A 19,190-nucleotide genomic window follows, 5' to 3' on the forward strand; every position below is an offset into this window, starting at 1 on the left:
GGCTGATCGCCCGGCGTCAGGCCGGCAGCGCGCGCCCGGCGGCCGCCGCGCGTCCGCGCCGTCACCGCCAGCCCCTCCCCACCGTGTAGTGGGGGTGGTCGGCGCCGCCGAGGTCGACGCTGTCCCGGCCGTCGACGACCACCGTGGGCTCGTCGAACGCCGTCCAGTCGACCGCGTCGAACTCGTCGTGGGCGGTGACGACGACCACGGCGTCGACGTCACGGTCGTACATCTCCTCCAGCGGCACCGTCTCGGCGTCGAACCCGTCGGCGTCGACGAGCGGGTCCGCGCCGAACACGGTCGCGCCGTGCTCGGAGAGCGTCGAGCAGACGCCCAGCGCCGGGCTGGCGCGCGTCTCCTTCACGCCCGCCCGGTAGGTGAGTCCGAGGACGAGCACGCGCGCGTCCGCCAGCGGACCACCGGCCGCGTGCGGGCCGTCGTCCGGGTGCGAGTCCCCGTTCGCGCGCGGCTCCCCGTCGGCGGGGACGACCCCGCCCGCCCGGAGTCCCTCCGCGACCTTCGCGGCGACGAAGCCGGGCATCGCGTCGTTCACCTCGCGCGCGGTCTCCAGGAACGGCGCTGGCGACTCCAGCCAGTTGATGAGGAAGTACGGGTAGTACGGGATGCAGTGGCCGCCCACGCCCGGGCCGGGCGTGTGGATGTCACAGAACGGCTGGGTGTTCGCGGTGTCGATGGCCTCCCGGACGTCGATCCCAAGCTCGTCGGTGAGCCGGCCGAGCTCGTTCGCCAGGGCGATGTTCGCGTCGCGGTACAGCCCCTCGAACACCTTCACCGCCTCGGCGGTGGTCGCGTCCGACACCGGCAGCACGTCGTTGTCCACGAGCGCCTCGTAGACGACGCGCGCGCTCCGGGTGCTCTCGTCGTCGACGCCGCCGACGACCTTCGGGTGCGCGCCGCGGACGTCCCGGAGCGCGCGCCCGCTGGAGGTCCGTTCGGGACAGAACGCCAGGCCGAACTCCCCGCGCCGGAGGCCGCTTTGCTCCTCCAGCAGCGGGAGCACGACGTCGCGGCAGGTCCCCGGCGGGACGGTGGATTCGACGACCACGAGGTCGCCCGGGTACAGCCCCTCGGCGACGCCCTCGACGGCCGCCTCAAGCGTCGAGAGGTCCGGCTCCTTCGTCTCGGTGACGAGCGTCGGCACGATGAGGACGTGGACGCTCGCGTCGCGGGCGGCCGTGGCCGGGTCGCTCGTCGCCGTCAGCGAGCCGTCGGCCGAGACGTCGGCGACCGCCTCGGGCAGTCCGGGCTCGCGTTCGACGTGGCTCTCGCCGGCGTTGATCGACGCCACCACGTCCGGGTCGACGTCGACGCCGGTGACGTTGCCGCACGTCTCGGCGTAGACGGTCGCCAGCGGGAGCCCCATCTTGCCGAGGCCGTAGACGGCCACCGGCACCTCGCCGTTCACGAACGCCGCCCGCCTGGCCTCGTCGTCGAGGTCGGAGCCGTACAGCGACCGGATCCCGGATCGGGTCGTCACGTCGGCACCTCCGTCTCCGCCCCCGGCCGCTCCCGACCGGCGGCGATGTCGTCGATGGTCCGGGCCACCTCCACGGCGCGGAGGCCGTCCTCGGCGGTGACCACCGGCTCCGCCCCGTCGCGCGCGGCGGCGACGAACGACTCCAGTTCGGCCTTCAGCGGTTCGCCGTTCTCGACGATGGGCCGCTCGACGACGCTCTCGACGCGCTCGCGCACCGCGCCGTCGTTCTCGATGTACGCCGGGGCGGTGTGTCGGTGGATCTCGACGGACTGGTTCATGTAGTCCACGCGGACCCGGCACTCGCGGGCGGTGATCCCCAGCTTCCGCACCTTCCGCTGGGTGACGCGGCTCGCCGTGAGGTCGGCGACGACGCCGTCGTCGAACCGGCAGGTCGCGGTGGCGTAGCGGTTGCCGGCCGCGCCCGCCGCGTCCACCGCGACGGGTGCCTTCCCGAGCAGCGAGCAGACCACGTCGATGTCGTGGATCATCAGGTCGAAGACGGCCGAGTCCGCGACCTCCCGCTCGCGCGGCGGGCCGAGCCGCTGGGCGTCGAGCGCGAGCACCTCGACGTTCGGGACGATGTCCGCGAGCGCCCGCACCGCGGGGTTGAACCGCTCGATGTGGCCGACTTGGAGGACCAGGTCCTCGGCCCGCGCCCGCTCGGCGAGTTCTCGCCCCCGCGGGAGGTCCTCGACGTACGGCTTCTCGACGAGCGCGTGGGTGCCAGCGTCGAGACACCGCTCTAGCATCGAGGGGTGTGCCGCAGTCGGGACCGCGACCGAGACGAGGTCCGCCCGCGAGAGCAGGTCCCCCGCCTCCCGCGCGACCGTGCCGTAGTCGCGGGCGACCGTCCGGGCGGCCTCGGCGTCGAGGTCGGCGACGCCGACGAGTTCCGCGTTCGGGAGCTCGCTGTACACCCGGGCGTGGTTGCGCCCCATGCTGCCGACGCCGACGACGCCGGCCGAAAGCGTCTCGCTCATGCGCTCCGGCGGCCTCGATCGGCCGCCAGTTCCGGGGAGTCTCCGGTCGTGTACGATTCGACGGCCGCACAGATCCGTCGGAGGTCGTCGGTCGAGAGCGACGGATGGACCGGCAGCGAGAGCACCTGTTCGGCGGCGCGCTCGGCGACCGGGCAGTCGGCGTCGAAGCCCTCGTAGGCCGGCTGCTCGTGGATGGGAACCGGGTAGTAGATGCCCGATCCGACGCCCGCGTCGGCCAGGTGCTCGCGGAGCCCGTCGCGGTCGTCGTGTCTGACCGTGTACTGGTGGTAGACGTGGCGCGACCCCGGCGGCTCGTTCGGCGTGATGACGCCCGCGTCCGAGAGCCGCTTCGTGAGGTAGGCGGCGTGTCCGCGCCGGGCGATGGTGTGGTCCGTGAGCTTCGGGAGCTGTGCCCGCCCGATGGCCGCACAGAGGCTCGTCATCCGGAAGTTGTGGCCGACCTCGCCGTGTTCGTACCCGGAGATCCGGCCGTGGTCCGCGAAGCGGGCGACCCGCTCTGCCAGCTCCGCGCGGTCGGTCGTCACCATCCCGCCCTCCCCCGTCGTCATGTTCTTCGTCGGGTAGAAGGAAAAGCAGGCGGCGTCGCCGAACGAGCCGACGCGCCGGCGGTCGAACTCCGCGCCGTGGGCCTGCGCGGCGTCCTCGACGAGCGCCAGGTCGTGCTCGTCGGCGATCTCGCGCAGGTGGTCCATCGCGGCCGGCAGGCCGTAGAGGTGGACCGCGAGGATCGCTTCCACGTCGTCGCGCTCGCGGACGACCGCCTCCACCTCGCGCGGGTCGAGCGTGAACGTCGAGGGGTGGACGTCCGCGAAGACGGGTTCGGCGCCCGCGAGGCGGACGGCGTTCGCGCTGGCGACGAACGAGAACGGCGTCGTGACGACCGCGTCGCCCTCGCCGATCCCGAGCGCCTCGAACGTGGCGTGGAGCGCGGTCGTCCCGTTCGTCGTGGCGACGCCGTGGGCCGCCCCACAGAACTCGGAGAACTCGTCCTCGAAGCGCCGGACCTCCTCGCCGTCGGCGAGCTGGCCGCTCTCGAGGACGCGCTGGACGCCCTCGCTCTCGGCGTCGCCGATCCGGGGGTTCGCGATGGGGATCATCGCTCCGTGTTCCCCCCCTGGAGCCGCTCGGGCAGCGGCTGGTGTTCGGCGGGCGAGCCGACCGCGAGGGTGTCCGCGGGCACGTCCTCGGTGACGACCGCGCCCGCGGCGACGAACGCGCGCTCCCCGACGGTGACGCCCGGGAGCACGGTCGCGTTCGCGCCGACGGTCGCGTCGTCCTCGAGGGTCGGCCCCTCCAGTTCGACCTCCTGGCGCAGCGGGTAGTCGTCGTTCGTGAGGATCGCGCCCGGGCCGACGAACACCCGGTCGCCGACGGTGGTGTTCGTCGGGAGGTACGCGGCGGTCTGGATGCTCACCTCGTCGCCGACGGTCGAGCCCCCGTCGATGACCGCGCGGGTGCCGACGAGCACGTCGTCGCCGACGACGGTGTCCTCGCGCACCAGCGCGTCGTGGCCGGTCGTGAACCCCTCGCCGATCTCGACGTCGCCGTACACGACGGTGCCGCGCCGGATCGTCGCGCCCGGCCCGATGGTAGGCGTCGAGCCGTCCGGGTCGCCGAGCGTGACGTTCGGGTGGACCTCGGCCCCGTCGCCGAGCGTCGCGTTCGTCACTGGCGGCCTCCGTCCGGCCCGGGCGTCCGGGCCGGCTGGCCGCTCCTCCGTCCGGTTCGTCGGGTCTGTGTGTGTGTCCGAGACATGGATGCGGACTGCACGGTCGCTCCCGGCAGTATCGGGTCTTGACCGGCATCGGACCATTGTTATGTGCGCCTTTTGTCGGGTTAACAGCCGGCTGTCGCGTCGCTCTCACGCGATTCGGCCGCCTACCCGCGAGGCGAAACCCGCATTGACGGCCGCGAGCGACGCCGGAACGGGCGATGCTGGCTGCTCGCCCGCGACGGTAGACCCTGTCTCACGGTCCGCTGACGGTCCCATGCGCGCCCCGCCGTTTTCACCGGCCATCCGACACGTTCGCCACCCGGCTCGACGCCGTCACTTGCAGCCGGCGTTCGGGAGCCGGTCGCCGCCGGCCGTGAGCCGGTCGACCGACACGTCGCTGATGTCGATGTTCGAGTTCCGGAACTGGTAGGGCGCGTTCGTCACCGCCAGATACGTGTCGCTGATCGAGCCGTTCACCCTGATCGCCTGGACGCCGCCGCGCTCGGTGCCGGGCTGGTGGACACAGAGCCCGCTGAACCGGCAGTCGTCCCGGTGGCTCGCGTAGATCGCCGACCCCGTCGCCGCCTCCCCGGTGATGACGACGTCCTCGATGTGGAACGAGCCGCGCCGGGCGAAGACGACGTCGGTCGGGCTCTTGATCCGGATCGCGTTGACGCCGTCCGCGTCGACGCGGATCCGGGTGTCCCGCATCGTCGCCGACTCCTGTTCGGACGCGAACGTCACCGCCCCGTCGCTGGAGGTCACGTCCAGCATCTCGACGAGACACTTGTCGATCAGGACGTCGCGGCCGCCGCGCAGCCGGATGCCGCGCATGTTCTCGAAGCCGTCGGGCGAGTCGTCACAGCGGACGTGGACGCCGCGGACGACGCTCCCCGGCCCGGCGTTCACGCGGACGCTCGCCACGCCGTTGTTCGCGTAGTAGCCGCCGAGCACGCGAACTCGTCCCTCCGGGGGGTTCGCGTAGAGGCCGTTGTCCGGGAACCCCTCGATACGGCAGTCGACGAACGAGACGTCCCCGCGCGTGTCGTCGCCGACCTCACACCCGGTGTTCGACCACTCGCCCACGGACCCGTCGGGCATCCGGAGCCGCTCGACGAGCCCCGTCCCGTCCGGGCTGGCGACGTCGACGCGGACCCCGTCGCTCTCCACGTCCTGCCTCCCGGTGACCGTGACGTCCCGCAGGACCAGTTTGTCGTCCACGCGCGCGGCGATCGGCCGTCCGCCCGTGTCCGGCTCCCGGAAGTCGAACTCCAGCCCCGAGACCAGCAGCTGGGACGCGCTCCCGGGGTCGCCGAGCCTGAACAGCGGCTTCCGGAACCCCTTCGGCGGGACGACGGTCGCGTTGTCGGCGACGAGCCCGAACTTGGAGAACGAGGAGAACGCCCAACTGTCGGCCAGCCGGTAGCGCCCCGGCGGGAGGTACAGCATCCGGCCGTCGCCGGCCACCGCCTCGAGAACGCCGCCGAGTTCGCGGTCGGCGAGCGGCCCCTCGACCTCGGCTTCGAGGTCGACGAACTCGTCGAACCCCCAGGCGTCGGCGATCGCGTCTAGCTGCGGGTTTCCGCCGGGCGTCGCCGCGGGCCACTCCCCGGGAACCGCCTCCCCACACCCCGCGAGTCCGGCGGTCACGCCCGCGGCCGCGGTCAGTAGCGTCCGCCGTTTCATACGGGTGTCACGACGCTCACGTCGGTTTGTTATGACGGTCGTGTGAGCCGGTAGACCGCCCTTACGCGGACTGGACGGCGTCCGTGTCGGCCAGCGCCTCGTAGCGCTCTCCGGGCGGGCCGATCCACGCGCCGAGCTCCCTCGCGTACTCGATCAGCCGCCGGTAGAGCAGCCGCTGGTTCGGGTACTCGCGGTCGTTGAACTTGTTCGGGTGCCACAGCACGGTCATCACCGCGCCGTTCTCGGCGGCCTCCTCGAGCACCCGCTCACAGCCCGCCCACGCCGCCGCGAGCTCGTGTTCCGGGTCCGGCAGCGCGTTCTCCATGATCGTCAGCGGGAACACCACGAACTCGTCGTCGAACGGCCGTCGAACGCCGTAGCCGTTCTCGAACCCGTACGTCGTACTCGACCCGAGCGAGGCGTCGTACGCCAGGCCGACGTCGGCCTGTCGCTCCCACGTCTCGGGCACCTCCAGGTTGAGGTAGTGCTGTCTCCCGCCGCGGACCTCGTGGCCGAGGACGCGTTCGAGCGCCGCCTTCTCGCGTCCGAGGCGGTCGCGGTCCGTGTAGGACTCGTAGGAGCCGTGGAGCCCGACCTCCCACCCGCGGTCGTCCAGTTTCCGGATCACGTCCACGATGTCGGGGTCCTCGAGCGAGTAGCGGCCGGCGTAGAGCTGCCAGCTCTTCGGGCTGAGCCACTCGCGGGGCGGCCTGTCGCGCAGGAGGTCCTGCTCGTTCAGGAAGTAGAACGCCGACCTGACGCCCAGTTCCTCCTCCAGGGCCATCACCTCCTCGAACTGCCAGTACGGGTTGACGTCCGGGAGCAGCGTCCGAAGGTGGTAGGGGTCGCGTTCGGTCACCGCGTAGTACAGCGACTGGTACGTCTTGTACGGCCGGTCGACGTCGTGGGTCAGACACAGCGAGAACGAGTGCCCCTCGGGCACGCCGGCCCGTTCACCCATCCCGTCCGAACCGGCTCGTGTCGCTGGCCGGTCGTTCACCTCGCGTCCTCCGTCGCCCGATTCCGCGTCCTCGGGTCATGTCGTCCACCGTGGACGTTCGACCCGTCGCCTCCATAGTTATGGACCGCCTGCGGGTCGGGACGGACGAGGACGCGCCTCCCGACGCGGTTCCGGTCGTGAACCGAACGGGTCGAGCGCCTGGCGGACTCGGGCGAGTTCCGGGACCGGACCGCTCCGGGCGTCCGGCGGCCGGGGGTATGGAACCCATAACAAATAAACGAGGTTCGGTACTCCGGGTCGAAATGGACGTTGCTGTCCTCAGTCCGCACACGGACGACAGCGAGCTGTCCGCGGGCGGGACGATCAACCGGCTGCAACGGGACGGCCACGACATCCACTACGTCGCCTTCTCCACCTGTGACGAGTCGCTCCCCGCGGGGAAACAGGGGGTGCTCCGCCGCGAGTTCGAGAGCGTCATGGAGTTCGTCGACCCGACCGAGTACTACGTCTTCGACTACGTGGTCCGGCGGTTCAACGAGCGCCGGCAGGACATCCTCGAGGACCTGGTCGCGCTCCGCGAGGAGCTCGATCCGGACCTCATCATCGGCCCCTCGACGAGCGACCACCACCAGGACCACACGGTCGTCGCAAAGGAGATGATCCGGGCGTTCAAGAGCGGGCCCAGCATCATCGCGTACGAGCAGCCCTGGAACACGACGTCGTTCGACACCGACCTGTTCTCCCCGCTCACGGCGGCGGATCTGGACTCGAAGCTGACACAGCTCTCCCAGTACGACAGCCAGATCGAGAAGGGCCGGCCGTACTTCGAGGAGGAGTTCATCAGGGGGCTGGCCCGGGTCCGCGGGCTCCAGGGGAACGCGCGCTACGCCGAGGCGTTCGAAGTGGTCAGGTGGTTGCTGTGAGCGAGCTGACGGTGCTCGTCACCGGCTGTGGCGCGCCGGGGTTCCCGGGGACCCGCTGGTCGCTCCACGAAAACGGGGTCGACCGCGACGTGCGCGTCGTCGGCACGGACGTCCGGACCGAGCAGGCCGGCCGCCATCTCGCCGACGGGTTCCACCAGGTCCCCCCGGCCGACGACGAGGGGTTCGTCGACGAACTCGTCGACGTCTGCACGACCGAATCCGTCGACGTCGTCCTCCCGCAGGTGACACGGGAGCTCCCGGTGCTGTCGGCCCGGACGGCGGCGTTCGAGCGCGTCGACGCCGCGGTCGCCGTCTCCGGGGCGGACGCCATCGCGCGCGCGAACGACAAGAAAAAACTCATCGAGGTCTGCGAGGAGGTCGGCGTCCCCGCGCCCGAGACGTACGCCGCGGAAACGATCGGCGAACTGGAAGCCGCGTGCGACCGTCTCGGCTACCCCGAGACGCCGGTCGTCGTCAAGCCGCCGGCCTCGAACGGGAGCCGGGGGGTGCGAATCTTCGACGAGGACAGGGACCGGAAGCGGGCGTTCTACGAGGAGAAGCCGACCGGGCTCTACAGCACGCTCGGCACGTTCCGGGAGACGATGGGCGAGTCGTTCCCCCGCCTGCTCGTCATGGAGCACCTACCGGGCGCGGAGTTCACCGTCGACGCGTTCCACCCGCCCGACGGCGGCGAGCCGACGGTGGCGATCCCCCGCCGGCGCGACGAGGTCCGCGGGGGCATCAGCTTCCGGAACACCGTCACCGAGCACGGGGCGATCATCTCCCACGCCGAGCGGCTCGCGCGCGAACTCGACCTGTCGTACGCGTTCGGGTTCCAGTTCAAGCTCGACGGGGACGGGACGCCGAAGATCCTGGAGTGTAACCCCCGGATCCAGGGGACGATGGTGACGAGCACGCTCGCGGACGCGAACGTCACCTACGCGGCGGCCGCGAGCGCGGCCGGCGAGCCGGTGCCGTCGTTCGACCCCGCCTGGGACCGCTCGTTCTACCGGTACTGGGGCGGCATCGGTACGGCGGACGACGAGGTCGTCGGGAACATCGGCGAGCAACCATGAAGCGGTGGCGGCGCTACGACGGGCGGCTCGCCAGCGGCCTCTGGCACGTCCACACCGAGCGGACCGACGGCGAGAACTCCGTCACCGAACTCGTCGCGTTCGCGGACGACCGCGGGTTCCCGCTGCTGGGCATCACCGAACACGTCCGGCGCGAGCCCACGTACGACTTCGACGCGCTCTACGAGGAGGGAAAGCGGGCGGCCGCGGCCGCGGACCTGGAGTGTGCGGTCGGCTGTGAGGCCAAGGTGCTCGACGCCGACGGGACGCTCGACGCATCGGAGGGGACGCTCGACCGCGCCGACGTCGTGTACGCCGCCTACCACGGGACGCCGTTCTCCAGGGACGAGTACCTCGAATCGGTGCACGCGATGCTGGAGAACCCCGCGGTCGACGTCTGGGCCCACCCGTGGTCCTACGCCGACGGGCAGGGGTACGAAATCGACGCGGACGAGCGGGCGGCGGTCCTCGAAGCGGTGCGCGAGAACGACGTGCTGTTCGAACTGAACGTGCAGCGTCCGCCGGACGGGTTCGACCCGCGCACGGAACTGCGCGACGTCCGGACGGTCGTCGGCTACGACCTGCACGACCTCGACCGGTGGCAGGGAAAAAACGAGCGCGTGGGCCGGAGTGAACCGGAAGACATCGAGAAGTAGCGTCCCGTCAGCGGGGTGAATGGAACCACGACGGGCGGGTCGCTCCCGCGCCGTCGGGGCGCGTCGCGCTCGTGTCACGGCGGGTCCGTCCCGCGTCGTTTCGGAGGGCCGGGCGGTCCGGACTGGCGTCGTCGCCGGCCTACACCATCGTTTCGAGCTCGCAGACCGAGTCGGGGTCCGCGACGATGAACGCGTTCTCCCGGAGCAGGTCCTCGTCCGAGGGGAGCACCAGCATGTGCTCCTTCTCACCGTCCGAGGAGCGTAGCACGTCGAGCTCCAGGAATCGGTAGCCGAGGTCGCCCTCGAGGTCCGGGTCCCGCGGGAGCTGCTCCCAGTCGCGGTGGGTCACGCTGCTCATCTCAGGCGTTCCGGTTGACGTTCACTTCCGCGTCGCCGTCGACGGTCATTGCCGTCAGGCTGCCCGAGAAGTTGTACGCGTCGACGCCGTTGCCGACCACGCCGATGACCTTCCCGTCGCGGGCGATGTCGTTCATCTCGTCCCACGGCATCGAGTCGTCCGTGACGACGCTCTGCTCCTGGTTCCGGTTGACCTGGCCCGACACGGTGAACGTGTACTGGGTGCCCTGGCCGGCGCCTTCGACGAGGAGGACGTGCGGCGTTTCCCCGCCGTCGCCGCCGTCGGAACCGTCGCTGCCGTCCGAGCCATCGGACCCGTCGGATCCGTCACTGCCGTCGCTCCCGTCGGATCCGTCACTGCCGTCCGACCCGTCCGACCCGTCGCCGCCGGAGTCGTCCGAGCCATCGGAACCGTCGCTTCCGTCTCCGCCGCTGCCGTTGTTGCCGTCGCCGCCGGCACCGACGACCTCGTCGATGGGCATCGTCGTCCCGTCGACCGACACGTCGACCGCGTAGCCGTCGTCCTTGGCGTAGCCCAGCACCTCGCCGTTGAACTCGAACGAGTCCAGCTCGTCGGGGCCGAGGTCGTTGACCTTGATCACCGTGTTCCCGTCGGCGTTCGTGCCGATCGAGTCGGGCGAGTCGCTGCCGGACTCAGCATGCTCGCCGAGCTTCGCCTCGCCGGAGACGACGAAGTCGAGGTCGAAGTCGCCCGGGATCGCCGAGTCCGAGATCGGGTTGTCGGGCCCGCCGTGCAGGACGAGCGTGTGGTCGTACTCGGTCGGCTGCTGGTCCTCGTCGTCGCCGACGTCGCCCGAGGACGTGCCGTCCCACGGGCCGATGTCGGGGCCGACCCCCTCGATCTCGTCGGCGACCGCGTAGCCAGTGACCGCCGAGGGCAGCGGGAAGGAGACCTCGCCGTCGGCCGCGAGGTCGGACTCGCTGACGCCGCCGGCCTGGAACTCGTAGCTGCCGGGGCCGGTGGCGACGCAGTTCTCGACGGTGACGTCCATGCCGCCGCCGGACTTGTCGCGGACCAGCACCTGGTCCGTCTCGTTGTAGAACGTGCAGTTGCGGATCGTGACCGACGAGCCCGCCGCCTCGTCGTGGAGCTCGATCGGGTTGCTCGCGCCGTCGACGTCGAGGTTGATGAAGTAACAGTTCTCGATGAGGAGGTTGCCGGGTTCGCGCAGCCGCACGCCGCGGGCGTTCGGAACGCCCTCCGCGTCCGACCGCACGTCCCGCGTCACCGCGATGAGGCTGTTGCGGACCACGGTCGTCTCGCTCATCGGGTCGCTCGTCCGGTGGCCGACGCGGATGTTGGCGATGTTGTTGTTGACCGCGGCGCAGTTCTCGTACAGCATCGGGATCTTGTCGGTGTACGCGCCGTTGTTGGCCATCCACGCCCACGCGGAGTTACGGACGACGGCGGGCTCGCTGCCGTTCGATCCGTCGGGGTTGAACAGCGCTCGATCCTCCAGCTGGCCGCCGCCCTCGGGCCAGATGAACCCGTTCAGCTCGCTGCCGCGAACGAGGTCGAGTCCGGCCTTCGGTTCGGGGTTCTCCCCGCGGACGACGATGTTCTCGACGCGCCCGGCGACGGTGCCGTCCATCGTGTCGGACTCGAGGTTCAACACGACGTCGCCGGGTTCGCCCCCGCCGACGAGCGCGTCGCCCGAGCCGATCGAGAGCGACTCCCAGGTGTACTCGCCCGGTTCGACGACGACCTCGCCGTCGGGGCTGGCCGTGAACGACGACTGGGCCGCCGCCCCGCCGGTGAGCGTTCCCACGGATCCCAGCGTCACCGCCGCGGCCGCCGCGCCCTTGAGGACCGAGCGCCGGGAACTGCTCCCCGGCTCCCCCGCGGTCGACCCTTCGGTATCGCGCTGTTCGTCGGTAACGTCTCCCTTCTCGGCTGCCTCGTCGTTGTGGCGTTTCGCCATACCCGGTAGGAAGTGGTTTCCTGAAAAGCCGTTTCGACCAGCTCCGGCCTACTATCGGGTAATACCGCCCTACTTGTGGACGGATGCCGACCGACTGGTTACCAGTTCTCGACCGGCTCTCGTTGGTCGTAGGTACGAGTCAGTTAATCCCGGCCGGGACGCGGTGAGCGGAACTAGGAGCGTGTTACTCGTGGTAGGGACCATCAACCCGCGACGGGCCGAACTCGCCCCCGTCCTACACGCGCCTTACTACGGGAGTAAAAGCCGCTTACCGGGGACGAGAGATGCTAACCCGGCGATCGCCACGGCTGGAGACGCCCCACAGCTCACGCTTCCAGGGTCGTGTTCGACCGCCTGGACGCCGCGATCGATCGGCTCGGACCCGGCCGTAGCAACGCGTCTCTCGCCGGTACGACGGGGTTACCCTCGTCCCGGTCGGATTACTCGACGGTAGTGTGAGCCAACGACCAGGAGACAGCGGCCTCATAACAAATGTCGCGTGGTTTCTGGGGGAAGCCGTGAGCCGACACGACTCCGATGGACTCGGGACCCTGCTCGTGGGGCTCGACGGCGCGTGCCTGCCGGTGGTCGAGCCGCTGGTCGCCGAGGGGCGACTCCCGGCGCTCGCCGACCTGCTGGACCGCGGCGCGTCGGGCCCGCTCGAATCCCAGATCCCCCCCTGGACCCCCAGCGCCTGGCCCTCGCTCTACACCGGGACGAACCCCGGGAGACACGGCGCGTTCGACTTTCTCACCTTCGACGGCTACGACTGGGACGTGGTGAACCGCTCGCACGTCCGCGAACGCGCGCTCTGGGAACTGCTCTCCGAGCGCGGCCGCCGCAGCGTCGTGGTCAACGTCCCGGTCACGTCCCCGCCCCCGGCGTTCGACGGCGCGCTCGTCCCGGGCTACATCGGCCCCGAGTCCCCCCCCACCCACCCGGAGGGGCTGCTGGACGAGCTCCGCGCGGAACTGGGCGGGTACCGCGTGTACGCGCCCGACGACGTCGAAGGGGACGAGCGGGTCGAGTGGTATCGGCGGCTTACCGGGATGCGCGGCGCCGCGTTCCGACACCTCGTCGACCGCTTCGACCCGACGTTCGGCTTCCTCCAGTTTCAACAGACCGACACGGTGTTTCACGAGCGACCCGAGGACGACGAGGCCGTCCGGGCCGTCTACGAGGCGGTCGACGCGGAGGTCGGCGCCGTCCTCGACGCCTGCGACCCGGACACGGTCGTCGTCGCCAGCGACCACGGCGTCGGTCCCTACGACCCCGAGGAGTTCCGCGTCAACGAGTTCCTCCGCGAGCGCGGCTACGTGGAGACGACGCGGGGCGAGGGAGGGATGCCCTCCTGGGGCCAGATCAGCCGGGACGCGGGCGGCGGGGACGGCGACTCGGACTCCGACGGTGACGGCCAGTCGCTCGGCGAACGCCTCGTCGCGCGCGCTGCCGCGATGGGAATCACGAGCCAGCGCATCGGCGCGCTGCTCTCGCGGCTCGGGCTGGCCGAGTTCGTGCTGGACTACGTCTCGACGGACACGGTCCGGGCCGGCACCGAGCGCGTCGACTTCACGCGCTCGACGGCGTACATGCGCTCGCGGACGGAACTGGGCGTCCGCGTCAACCTCGCGGGCCGGGAGCCGGACGGGACCGTCTCGCCCGCGGAGTACCCCAGCGTCCGCGACGACATCGTGGCCGACCTGGCGGGCGCGGAGACGCCCGCCGGCGACCCGGTGTTCTCGACGGTCGCCCCCCGCGAGGCGTTCTTCGAGGGCGAGCACGTCGAGGACGCGGCCGACGTCATCGCGGTCCCGGCCGACTTCGACACGTACCTCTCCGCCTCGCTGCTCGGCGACACCTTCGGCCCGGCGGCCGAACCGTGGAACCACAAACGCGACGGGCTGTTCGTCGCCGCCGGCGACGGCGTCGACACGGACGCGAGCCTCCGGGACGCCCACCTCTTCGACGTCGCCCCGACGGTGCTCTCCTCGCTTGGCGTCCCACCGAGCGCCCGGATGGACGGCGACCCGCTCCCGGTCGTGGATCCGGTCCCACCCGACGACTACCCGGCGTTCGACCCGGAGGCGACGCGCCGGACCGACGACGAACGAGTCGAGCAGCGACTGGCCGATCTCGGCTATCTGGAGGACCGATGAGCATCGACATCCGCACGACGGACGACCGACAGTGGAACGACATCGTGAGCGACTCCCCGGCGGCGACCCCGTTTCACCGCGCGGAGGCGCTGGACGTGCTCGAGACGCACGCGAACGCCACGCTCCACCGGCTCGCGGGGTTCAAGGGCCAGGAGCCGGTGGGGCTGTTCCCCGTCTACGAGGTCGCGAAGGGGCCGGCGACGGCGGCCGTGTCGCCCCCGCCGGACCTCAAACTCCCGTACTTGGGCCCGTCGCTCCTCAACACCGGGAAGCTCAAGCGACGCAAGCGGGACCGACGCCACCGTCGGTTCATCGACGCCGCGCTGGAGTGGGTCGAACGCGAGGTGTCCCCGAATCTCTGGAACGTCCGGACGCCGGTCGGCTACGACGACATCCGGCCGTTCCAGTGGCGTGAGTACGAGGTTTCCCCCCGATACACGTACGTCATCGACCTGGAGACGACCCCGGAGGACCTGCTCGGGCGGTTCAGCTCGGACCTGCGGAAGAAGGTCCGACGGGAGTACGACGTCAGCTACGAGGTGACCGAGGAGGGGCCGGCCGCCATCGACCGCATCGTCGAACGCACGCGGGAGCGCCACGAGGAGCAGGGCGAGTCGTTCCCCCTGACGGCCGAGTTCGTCCGGATGCTGGCCGACCGGCTTCCGGACGGAACCGTTCGGCCGTACGTCTGTCGGATCGACGGCGAGTTCGCCGGCGGCCTCATCGACGTCGAGGGGGACGAGCGTGCGGGCGCGTGGATCGCCAACGGCAAGACGGACGCGCCGGTTCCCGTCAACGACCTGCTCGAATGGCGGGTCTGTGTCGACGGGATCGACCGCGGCCTGAGCACGTACGACCTGATGGGCGCGAACCACGAGCGCATCTACTCGTACAAGGCGAAGTTCGCCCCCGACCTGGTCCAGTACTTCACCGTCCAGAAGGGGTCGGTCGGGATGAACGCCGCCACGAAGCTCTACAAGAAACTCCGCTGACAGGTGGGCCACGTCGAGTCGACTCCGGCGGCCCTCCGCCGGCGTAAGCCGAGCGTACCGGACGACGGCGGAGGGTGCCGAAGCCGACGAACGGTCCACTGAAAACCAGCGAACTGGGGAAAACTGGGTTTCAGCCGCACTTACGTCCGAACACGCCCTTCATACCAAAGTGGCAACCCGTCGTACGCCAGCGGGCATGCCAGACATCGACCGTCGGAAACTGCTCGGACTCGCAGCGACAGGACTGGCAGCCGGGCTGGCCGGCTGTGGCTCTCCCGGCACGGACGAGGGCACCGAACCGCTCGAAACGGAGACGGTGGGCGACGGAGCGGAGACGGAGGAGGAGACGCCGACGGAGACGGAGGCCGAAACCCCGACCGAGGCCGAGGACGCGACCGAAACCGAGGCGGAGGCCGGGGTGGGCAACGAGACTGAGACGGAGATGGGTACGGAGACGGAGGTCGGAGTGGGTAACGAGACGGAGATGGGCAACGAGACGGAAATGGGTAACGAGACTGAAACGGAGATGGGTACGGAGACGGCAATGGGCAACGAAACCGGGACGGAGACGGCAATGGGTAACGAAACCGAGACGGCAATGGGTAACGAGACGGAGACGGAGACGGCCTGATCGGGCTACACCGATCACGACGGCGACCCGCGACGGGTTCCGAAGCGAGCGGGAAGCCGACCGACCGGTTCGGAACGTTTTGCTAACAAACTCGCTTTTCTCGTTCGGACGGTTCGTCCGGTTGGGAACGCGGCTCGGCCCCCGCCCGCCAGCAGGGAGTCGACCCCTCGACATGACCGGGCGGCTTCGGTGCCGACGACGACGCCGTGCCCCGATCTCAGCCTCGCAACGAGTCCACCGGCCGGTCGTTGGCGGCCTTCCACGCGGGGTAGATTCCGCTCAGCAGGCTCGCCAGGACCGCGAACCCGAAGCCCAGCACCAGGTAGCGGAGCCCGCTCCAGTTGAACACGAGCATCGCGTCGCCGGCGATCGCGTCGAACATGAAGAGGCCGACGGCGAGCGAGACGGCCGCGCCGACGAGGCCGCCGACGACGCCGAGGAACATCGCCTCGGTGAGGATCATCCGGAGCACCTCGCCCCGGCGGATCCCGACGGCGCGGAGCACGCCGATCTCGCCGCGGCGCTCGATCGTGCTCATCAGCATGACGTTGAGGATGGCGACGCTGGCGACGATCAGCGAGATCGACCCGATCCCGAGCAGCGCGAGGTTGAGCGTGTTCAGGAACGATCCGACGTTATCCTGGCCGCCGAACGTGAAGACGCTCAACACTTGCTCGTCCTCGCCGTTGAACCGCTCGGAGATGCTCGCGGCGATCTCCTGGGCGGCCGCGCCGTCCTCGGCGATGATCGTCACCGTCCCGTAGTGCTGCTGGTCGGAGAGCGCCGAGACCGGCAACACCAGTTCGTTGCCGCCCCCGAACCCTTCCGTCTCGATGAACCCCCTGATGCGGTAGAGCTGGCCGTCGTACTCGACGGGGTCACCGATCTCGAGCCCGAGGCGCGTGGCCGTCCCGTTGCTGATCAGGGCACCGGACTGGAGCCGCTCGGGGGATTCGCCCCTCGACACGTTGTACATCGCGCTCGCCTGCGTCACCCCGGTGACGCTCACCCACGCCTCCTGGCCGTTCCGCGACGTGATCGTCGTCGAGTTCGACTTCTGTGGAACGACGGTGGCGTCGTCGGCGATGCCCCGGATCTCGGACACCTGATCGTCGGTGATGCCGTCCGTGGTGATGTCCTGGCCCGGCGAGACCGTCACCTCGTCGGTGAGGCTTCCGAGGCTCGAGGTGGCCTGCTGCTGGAGGGCCGCGCCCGCCATCCCGAGCGACGCGATGGAGATCACGCCGATGACGATGCCGAGCGCGGCCAGCCCCGTCCGGACGCGGTTGCGTCCGAGGTTGCGCCACGCCATCAGGGCGCTCGGGAACCGCCACAGCACGTCGGCGATGCCCATCACTGGATCACCCCGTCGACGAGCCTGACGACGCGGTCGGTGTACTCCTCGAGCTGTTCGTCGTGGGTCACCGAGACGATGGCGACGTCCTCGTCCTCCTTGAGCCGCGTCAGCTCCTCGAGGATCGTCTGCCCGGTGTCCTGATCCAGGTTGCCGGTCGGCTCGTCCGCGAGCAGGATGTCGGGCTCGTTGATGAGCGAGCGCGCGATGGCGACCCGCTGTTGTTGCCCGCCGGACAGCTCGCTCGGCGTGTGGTCGAGGCGGTCGCCGAGGCCGACCCGCCGGAGCAGATCGACCGCCCGGTCGTGACGGTCGACCGAGGTGTCCCACATCGACGGGAGTTCGACGTTCTCGGTCGCGGTGAGCATCGGGAGCAGGTGGAAGTCCTGGAACACGAACCCGATGCCGGACCGGCGCTCCTCGGTGAGTTCGTCCTCGCTGAAGTCGGTCACGTCACGCCCGTCGAGCCGGACGGTTCCCTCCGTCGGCGTGTCGAGCAGGCCGATGACGTTCAACATCGTGCTCTTGCCCGAGCCCGAGGGACCGATGACGGTGACCATCTCGCCGCGGTCGGCGTCGAAGTCGACGCCCTTCAGCGCCTCGATGGTCTCCTCGCCGCTGCGGTAGCGCTTCACGGCGTCCTCGAGTTCGATGACGCTCATTGGTTGCGCCATCGGTACACCGCGCCCCCGATCACGACCAGCGCGAGGACCGCGCCGATCGGGAGCAGCGGGAGCCCGCCCGAGCCGCCCTGTTGGGGTGGTTCCCCCGGCTGGCCCCCGTTGCCGCCCGGCTGGCCCATCCCGCCCGGCGGGGAGGCGTTCGTGGACCCGATCTCCAGCGTTTGGGTCGTCCGCACCCGCTCGCCGTCGACGAGATACGTGATCTCGACGGGCACCGACGACGTGCCCGACTCCACGTCCCCAGTCAGTTCGAACGTGGCGAACTCGCTGGCGTCGATCGCCCCGATGAAGTACTCGCCCGACGGCGAGACGGGACTCACGCTCTCGCCGTCAGGGATCCGGACGAGCACGGACTCGGTGTCGGTCCCGCCGATGTTCGCGGCGTCACCCTGGATCGTCAGCTGTCCGCCGAGCCGCGTGGTCTCGATCCCGGTGAGCCGGATCTCCCCTTCCACCTGCCCGTCGTCCGCCACGTCGACGGTGTGGGTGGCGGTGTGGCTCGTTCCCGCGGCCGTGTAGCTCGCGGTGAACGTGACCGCGCCGGCCGAGACGTTCCCGGTGTCGAACGCCGTGGATCGGCTCGTCTCGGGGGCGATGTCGAACAGCAGGTTGCGTTCGATCGTCTCCCCGCCGGCGCTCGCCGTGATCTCGACGTCGGAGAGGTTCGTGTTCCCGAAGTTCGTCAACGTCACCTCGGTGGTGTCGGACCGGTTGGGGACCGCGGTCGAGGAGAGTTCCGCCTTGACCGTCGGGTCGGCGACGTCGACGTAGACCGGGTAACTGTAGGACCGGTAGTCGCCGCTCTCGTCCTGGACGACCACGTGGGCGGTCAGCCGCTTCTGTCCCGGGCTGTCGAACGTCGTCCGCAGCGGCACCGAGACCGACCCGCCCGGCGCGACCGACCCGACGTCAGCGACCCGTCCGTACTCGTCGGTGGTTCCGGACCGTCGGAGGTAGACGTCGGTGATCTTCACGGTCTCGCTGCTGGTTTCGAGGTTGGACACCGTCGTCTCGATGGTGACGCGCTCGCCGGTCACCGGATCGTCCGGCGTGACCGTCACCGACGAGATCTGGACGTCGGCCCGGACCGCCGTGGCCGGCGCCACTGCAACCGCTACACTGCTGGTGAGGACCGCGCAAACGACGAGGAGTTTGCTCAATCGTAACGGGGACATGTGTGGTCACCATCACGCGACTGTTGAATGCTTTTCCGTTCGACACGAACGGGTCGTACCCGGTCGCCCGAACGCCATTCCCCGGTCGATGCCGTTCCGCGGCTTCGGGCGATGGAGACGGGGGTCCGGTTCACGGTTCCGGTTTTGCGGGACCGGCCGCCGGCTCACGTTCCCGTCCGCCGTGAGTACCGATGAGATGACAGAAGTGCGCTCGAACGACCGTTCACCCGAATCCACACGCCACAGTTTCTCTCTACCGGCCGTAGCTAGCTCCCGCACGCCGACGTTTGATATAGCGATATGAGGTATATCTGAACGTCGAACGCCGTTACTCGCCGTGTTCGAGGCCGAAACAGCCGATGTTCGGTCGATGGCCGGTCGCCACGA

Annotated in this window: 17 protein-coding genes; 6 read left to right on the forward strand and 11 right to left on the reverse strand. The window is 70.1% G+C overall.

Features of this window, described 5'->3' with window-relative positions; translation table 11 throughout:
- Positions 1–61: 61 nt before the first annotated feature.
- The 6 genes from RJT50_RS17935 to RJT50_RS17960 all read right to left on the reverse strand — a co-directional run bounded on the left by RJT50_RS17935 (position 62) and on the right by RJT50_RS17960 (position 6,860).
- Positions 62–1,498, reverse strand: a complete 1,437-nt coding sequence (locus RJT50_RS17935; protein WP_425499742.1) for a nucleotide sugar dehydrogenase — start codon at positions 1,496–1,498, stop codon at positions 62–64.
- Complete coding sequence (locus RJT50_RS17940) at positions 1,495–2,478, reverse strand: Gfo/Idh/MocA family oxidoreductase (protein ID WP_313696283.1); 984 nt, start codon at positions 2,476–2,478, stop codon at positions 1,495–1,497. The genes RJT50_RS17935 and RJT50_RS17940 overlap by 4 nt, the downstream gene beginning before the upstream one ends.
- On the reverse strand, positions 2,475–3,596 hold the full coding sequence (locus tag RJT50_RS17945; protein ID WP_313696284.1) for a DegT/DnrJ/EryC1/StrS family aminotransferase: 1,122 nt from the start codon (positions 3,594–3,596) through the stop codon (positions 2,475–2,477). Before RJT50_RS17945 ends, RJT50_RS17940 begins: the two co-directional genes overlap by 4 nt.
- Positions 3,593–4,168: an acyltransferase gene (locus tag RJT50_RS17950; RefSeq protein WP_313696285.1), complete on the reverse strand. Its 576-nt coding sequence runs from the start codon at positions 4,166–4,168 to the stop codon at positions 3,593–3,595. Before RJT50_RS17950 ends, RJT50_RS17945 begins: the two co-directional genes overlap by 4 nt.
- A 378-nt stretch (positions 4,169–4,546) precedes the next feature.
- Positions 4,547–5,899, reverse strand: a complete 1,353-nt coding sequence (locus RJT50_RS17955) for a right-handed parallel beta-helix repeat-containing protein (protein WP_313696286.1) — start codon at positions 5,897–5,899, stop codon at positions 4,547–4,549.
- A gap of 61 nt (positions 5,900–5,960) precedes the next feature.
- Complete coding sequence (locus RJT50_RS17960; protein WP_313696324.1) at positions 5,961–6,860, reverse strand: polysaccharide deacetylase family protein; 900 nt, start codon at positions 6,858–6,860, stop codon at positions 5,961–5,963.
- 302 nt (positions 6,861–7,162) lie between these two features.
- Here RJT50_RS17960 and RJT50_RS17965 point away from each other — a divergent pair, with 302 nt between their 5' ends.
- From RJT50_RS17965 to RJT50_RS17975, 3 genes are read left to right on the forward strand one after another with little or no spacing between them, the layout of a single operon-like run.
- A complete protein-coding gene (locus tag RJT50_RS17965) occupies positions 7,163–7,783 on the forward strand; it encodes a PIG-L deacetylase family protein (protein ID WP_313696287.1) in 621 nt (206 codons plus the stop codon).
- A complete protein-coding gene (locus RJT50_RS17970) occupies positions 7,780–8,859 on the forward strand; it encodes an ATP-grasp domain-containing protein (protein ID WP_313696288.1) in 1,080 nt (359 codons plus the stop codon). The genes RJT50_RS17965 and RJT50_RS17970 overlap by 4 nt, the downstream gene beginning before the upstream one ends.
- A complete protein-coding gene (locus tag RJT50_RS17975) occupies positions 8,856–9,512 on the forward strand; it encodes a PHP domain-containing protein (RefSeq protein ID WP_313696289.1) in 657 nt (218 codons plus the stop codon). Before RJT50_RS17970 ends, RJT50_RS17975 begins: the two co-directional genes overlap by 4 nt.
- A 139-nt stretch (positions 9,513–9,651) precedes the next feature.
- On the opposite strand, the gene RJT50_RS17980 is transcribed toward RJT50_RS17975, so the two are convergent.
- Complete coding sequence (locus RJT50_RS17980; RefSeq protein WP_313696290.1) at positions 9,652–9,870, reverse strand: hypothetical protein; 219 nt, start codon at positions 9,868–9,870, stop codon at positions 9,652–9,654.
- 1 nt (position 9,871) lies between these two features.
- On the reverse strand, positions 9,872–11,812 hold the full coding sequence (locus RJT50_RS17985; protein ID WP_313696291.1) for a hypothetical protein: 1,941 nt from the start codon (positions 11,810–11,812) through the stop codon (positions 9,872–9,874).
- Between the two features lie 518 nt (positions 11,813–12,330).
- Between RJT50_RS17985 and RJT50_RS17990 the strand changes: the two genes are divergently transcribed.
- From RJT50_RS17990 to RJT50_RS18000, 3 genes are all read left to right on the forward strand, one after another.
- Positions 12,331–13,968 (forward strand): alkaline phosphatase family protein, encoded by a 1,638-nt coding sequence (locus RJT50_RS17990; RefSeq protein WP_313696292.1) that lies wholly within the window; start codon positions 12,331–12,333, stop codon positions 13,966–13,968.
- On the forward strand, positions 13,965–14,960 hold the full coding sequence (locus tag RJT50_RS17995) for a GNAT family N-acetyltransferase (RefSeq protein ID WP_313696293.1): 996 nt from the start codon (positions 13,965–13,967) through the stop codon (positions 14,958–14,960). The genes RJT50_RS17990 and RJT50_RS17995 overlap by 4 nt, the downstream gene beginning before the upstream one ends.
- A gap of 196 nt (positions 14,961–15,156) precedes the next feature.
- Complete coding sequence (locus RJT50_RS18000) at positions 15,157–15,591, forward strand: hypothetical protein (RefSeq protein WP_313696294.1); 435 nt, start codon at positions 15,157–15,159, stop codon at positions 15,589–15,591.
- Positions 15,592–15,808: 217 nt separating this feature from the next.
- On the opposite strand, the gene RJT50_RS18005 is transcribed toward RJT50_RS18000, so the two are convergent.
- The 3 genes from RJT50_RS18005 to RJT50_RS18015 are packed head-to-tail and all read right to left on the reverse strand — an operon-like array spanning position 15,809 to position 18,803.
- Positions 15,809–16,945 (reverse strand): ABC transporter permease, encoded by a 1,137-nt coding sequence (locus RJT50_RS18005; protein WP_313696295.1) that lies wholly within the window; start codon positions 16,943–16,945, stop codon positions 15,809–15,811.
- Positions 16,945–17,607 carry an ABC transporter ATP-binding protein gene (locus RJT50_RS18010; RefSeq protein ID WP_313696296.1) on the reverse strand — a complete coding sequence of 221 codons (663 nt, stop codon included), beginning with the start codon at positions 17,605–17,607 and terminating at the stop codon, positions 16,945–16,947. Before RJT50_RS18010 ends, RJT50_RS18005 begins: the two co-directional genes overlap by 1 nt.
- On the reverse strand, positions 17,604–18,803 hold the full coding sequence (locus RJT50_RS18015; RefSeq protein WP_313696297.1) for a COG1361 family protein: 1,200 nt from the start codon (positions 18,801–18,803) through the stop codon (positions 17,604–17,606). The genes RJT50_RS18010 and RJT50_RS18015 overlap by 4 nt, the downstream gene beginning before the upstream one ends.
- Positions 18,804–19,190 lie beyond the last annotated feature (387 nt).

Source organism: Halobaculum sp. XH14, assembly GCF_032116555.1.
GTDB classification, from domain to species: Archaea; Halobacteriota; Halobacteria; order Halobacteriales; family Haloferacaceae; genus Halorarum; species Halorarum halobium.